At 50.6% G+C, this 3,164-nt stretch carries 3 protein-coding genes; 2 read left to right on the top strand and 1 reads right to left on the bottom strand.

Going from position 1 to position 3,164, the window contains the following annotated elements; translation table 11 throughout:
* The first annotated feature begins 462 nt into the window (after positions 1-462).
* Positions 463-1,479 carry a zinc-dependent alcohol dehydrogenase gene (locus PPL9_RS02470; RefSeq protein WP_057461165.1) on the top strand — a complete coding sequence of 339 codons (1,017 nt, stop codon included), beginning with the start codon at positions 463-465 and terminating at the stop codon, positions 1,477-1,479.
* 94 nt (positions 1,480-1,573) lie between these two features.
* On the opposite strand, the gene PPL9_RS02465 is transcribed toward PPL9_RS02470, so the two are convergent.
* Positions 1,574-2,038 carry a MarR family transcriptional regulator gene (locus PPL9_RS02465; RefSeq protein ID WP_057461164.1) on the bottom strand — a complete coding sequence of 155 codons (465 nt, stop codon included), beginning with the start codon at positions 2,036-2,038 and terminating at the stop codon, positions 1,574-1,576.
* Positions 2,039-2,201: 163 nt separating this feature from the next.
* Here PPL9_RS02465 and PPL9_RS02460 point away from each other — a divergent pair, with 163 nt between their 5' ends.
* Complete coding sequence (locus PPL9_RS02460) at positions 2,202-3,041, top strand: SDR family NAD(P)-dependent oxidoreductase (RefSeq protein WP_082596470.1); 840 nt, start codon at positions 2,202-2,204, stop codon at positions 3,039-3,041.
* Positions 3,042-3,164: the final 123 nt, after the last annotated feature.

Genomic DNA, 3,164 nt, shown 5'->3' with positions numbered 1-3,164 from the left:
TTGCCCCCCCCCCGCCACTTCTGCTTGGTTGCAACATTTGATTTATACTTGGTATTGTTAGATGGAGGCAAGTGTTTTGTGGTGTTGCATGGAGTAGGGGGAGAGTGGCTAGTCTCCGCTCGACTCATGACGATGAAATGATCTCAGGTGAAATCGCCTAAAAGCTACGTAGTTAGCCTAAGTTGATGAATTTGTTTCACTTTGCGGAAATGTATGTCCTTGAATACACCTGATTGTCGTCCGCGGGTTTTGTATTAAAGAACAAGCCTTTTTAACTTTGAGTGACTGGCGAGAAACGTTGTTAACCGCGCTTGCATCCTTGAAATATCATCTCTTTTATACTTGGCAGGAGGTTTGTTAGGCTCGGGTTGAATGCTGGTGCTGCATACCTGCATTTGCAAAATTTAGCTTTCCCTGTATGCATCTGGGCCGCTGCGGCCCGAACAGGTCAAGGAGCCCGTCATGTCTATGATGAGAGCGGCCGTTGTGCGCGAGTTTGGTGCACCGTTGGACGTGTGTGAAGTTGAAAAGCCTACAGTAAATGATGACAGTGTTCTGGTGAAAATTGAGGCCACTGGCGTGTGCCACACCGACCTTCACGCTGTTGAAGGTGACTGGCCAGTCAAGCCGACACCAGCCTTTATTCCGGGCCATGAAGGCGTGGGCATTGTGGTTGAGAAAGGCCGGAATGTCACTTCGGTGAAAGAGGGGGATCGCGTTGGAATTCCCTGGCTTCACACTGCTTGCCGCTGCTGTCGTCACTGTGTTGATGGCTGGGAAACTTTATGCGAAAGCCAGCAAAACACGGGTTACAGCGTCAATGGCAGCTTTGCAGAATATGCTTTGGCAGACCCGAATTTCGTCGCTCATTTGCCGAAGGAACTTGAATTTGCACCAGCAGCACCAATACTTTGCGCGGGTGTAACCGTTTACAAGGGGCTGAAAGAAACGGAGACAAAACCGGGACAAACGGTTGTGATTTCCGGTATTGGCGGTTTGGGGCATCTGGCTGTTCAGTACGCCAAGGCCATGGGCTTGCATGTGATTGCGGTTGATATTGCAGAGGACAAACTGGAGCTTGCAAGATCACTTGGTGCGGATATGACGCTGAATGCCTTCAAGTGCGATCCGGTGGCTGAAGTGCAAGCTGGCGGCGGTGCTGAGGGCGTGTTGGTGACGGCAGTGGCTGGCAAGAGCTTCCAGCAAGGTGTTGGCATGTTGGCACGTGGCGGCACTATGAGCCTTGTTGGTTTGCCTCCTGAGGACTTTCCACTCAACATCTTTGATATGGTGCTCAACCGCAAAACCTTACGCGGTTCTATTGTGGGCACGCGAAATGATCTGCGGGAGTCATTAGAGTTTGCTGGTGAAGGCCAGGTGGCTGCACATTACACCACAGAGCCGCTCGACAACGTCAATGACATCTTCGATCGTATGCGTAACGGCAAGATTGATGGTCGTATTGTGATGGACTTTTAAGGCCTGAGAAGACGAATGAATGCCGCAGATGCCAAATCTGGTTCTGCGGCATTTGCTTGTCTAAGCGTACCTGGTGAGACCGTTAGAAACTCGCTCATAACAGGTCGGGATGCGCACCAAGCTTCTCCAATAGGCGGCTCATCTGGGCACATTCTTCTTCAGAATACACTTTGCTCAAAAGCGGATAGGCGACATTCGCCATGGCGCTGAGAGCGGTTGCGAGTTTGCTTTCGCCTTCCTCTGTGATGTTGATCAGGATAACCCGTTTATCCTCTTGCGAGCGATGCCGCGTGACGAGGCCTTGCTTCTCCAGCCGGCCGATGATCTTTGTTGCGCCACCTTCGGTGAACATCAGAGCACTGGAAATATCACTCATCCGCACTTCACCTCCTGATTGCTGGACGCGTCCAAGAAGCTCTTTTTCTGACAAGGTCAGATCACACGCCTCAGTCACGGCCGTTTGTAGCTTCTGTCGAAGGCGAGCGGCTTGCTGCAACAGCAGATGCGCTGTCTGAATGGTTGCCTTTTGGGATTCTGGGGCGAAATCAAACTGAGTCATCACGTATCCGAGGTGTTACAGATAATACTTGACTGGATTAGTAATCTAGTCAAGTATTATGGTCAATCAATCTTGACCGACTGTAAACAAGGATAAAAAAGTGTCCATAGACCTCACCCCATATAGACCCTCCAAAACCAGTGTTTTGCGCCTTTTACGGTGTATGTTTCGTCAAGGGGCGAGAACACGTATGTGTCCTCCTGGACCACGACTTGACGGGAAAACTGTTCTGATAACAGGTGGATCAGCGGGTGTCGGCGAGTATGTTTCCCGCGGATTGATTGCACGGGGCGCCAAGGTTGTGTCTCTGTCACGCGGCATCTCTCAGGGTAAGAGAGGGGTCTGTGACCTCCAGCAAGTTAAATGTGATCTATCATGCTTGCAGTCTGTGGCGGATGCGGTTGGCAAGGTGGGGGACCAGAAAATTGATATATTGATCTGCAACTCGGGTGTTTTGATGCATGATAACAAAATGGCCTCGGATGATATCGAAATGACCTTTGCAGTCAATGTCTTAGGCCATCATCTACTTTATCGGCTCTTGATGGAGCAAGGCAAGTTTGCGGAGGATGCACGCATTGTGATGACATCGGGAGACGCCTATATCATGGCCCAAACCTGTGATGTGAACCCGCTAAACTACTCAAGCAACCGGGTTTATGGTGGCAGTAAACTGGGTAATTTATGGCAGATGCGAGAGCTTGCGAAACGCTATCCGGCTCTCAAGAGCTATGCTGTTCATCCCGGGGTTATTTTGAGCGGTTTTGGTGGGTTTGCTGAGCAAGGCGGGCTTAGAAGCTGGTTGGCCAAAAGACTGCTGATATCGGAAGAACTCGGGGCACAGGCCGAACTTATTGCGGCGACGCAAGATGTTCCTAGCGGAACCTATTGGCACAACGTCTGGGGAGTTATGGATTTGCCTGATGGAGATGTCAGTTTGGATCGACAGAAATCAGCTGCTCTTTGGGGTCAACTCGAACAGCTTATTGAAGCATACGTTTGATTGGCTGAATGACAATTTCGCAGACATGGTGAGCGGACATTTTAGAGGTGCGAAGGACAAAGATACCTTCGCACGGGCCGTATATATAATGTTGCAACCAAGCAGAAGTGGCGGGGGGGGGGG

Source organism: Pseudovibrio sp. POLY-S9 (genome assembly GCF_001431305.1).
GTDB lineage: Bacteria > Pseudomonadota > Alphaproteobacteria > Rhizobiales > Stappiaceae > Pseudovibrio.
Note: the sequence above shows the minus strand (reverse complement) of the source record. Positions and strands in the feature narration are given on the sequence as shown.

Bases quoted from the DNA above. Each gene is read 5' to 3' on its own strand.
- PPL9_RS02470 (WP_057461165.1), top strand. From the start codon at position 463: ATGTCTATGATGAGAGCGGCCGTTGTGCGCGAGTTTGGTGCACCGTTG.
- PPL9_RS02465 (WP_057461164.1), bottom strand. From the start codon at position 2,038: ATGACTCAGTTTGATTTCGCCCCAGAATCCCAAAAGGCAACCATTCAG.
- PPL9_RS02460 (WP_082596470.1), top strand. From the start codon at position 2,202: ATGTTTCGTCAAGGGGCGAGAACACGTATGTGTCCTCCTGGACCACGA.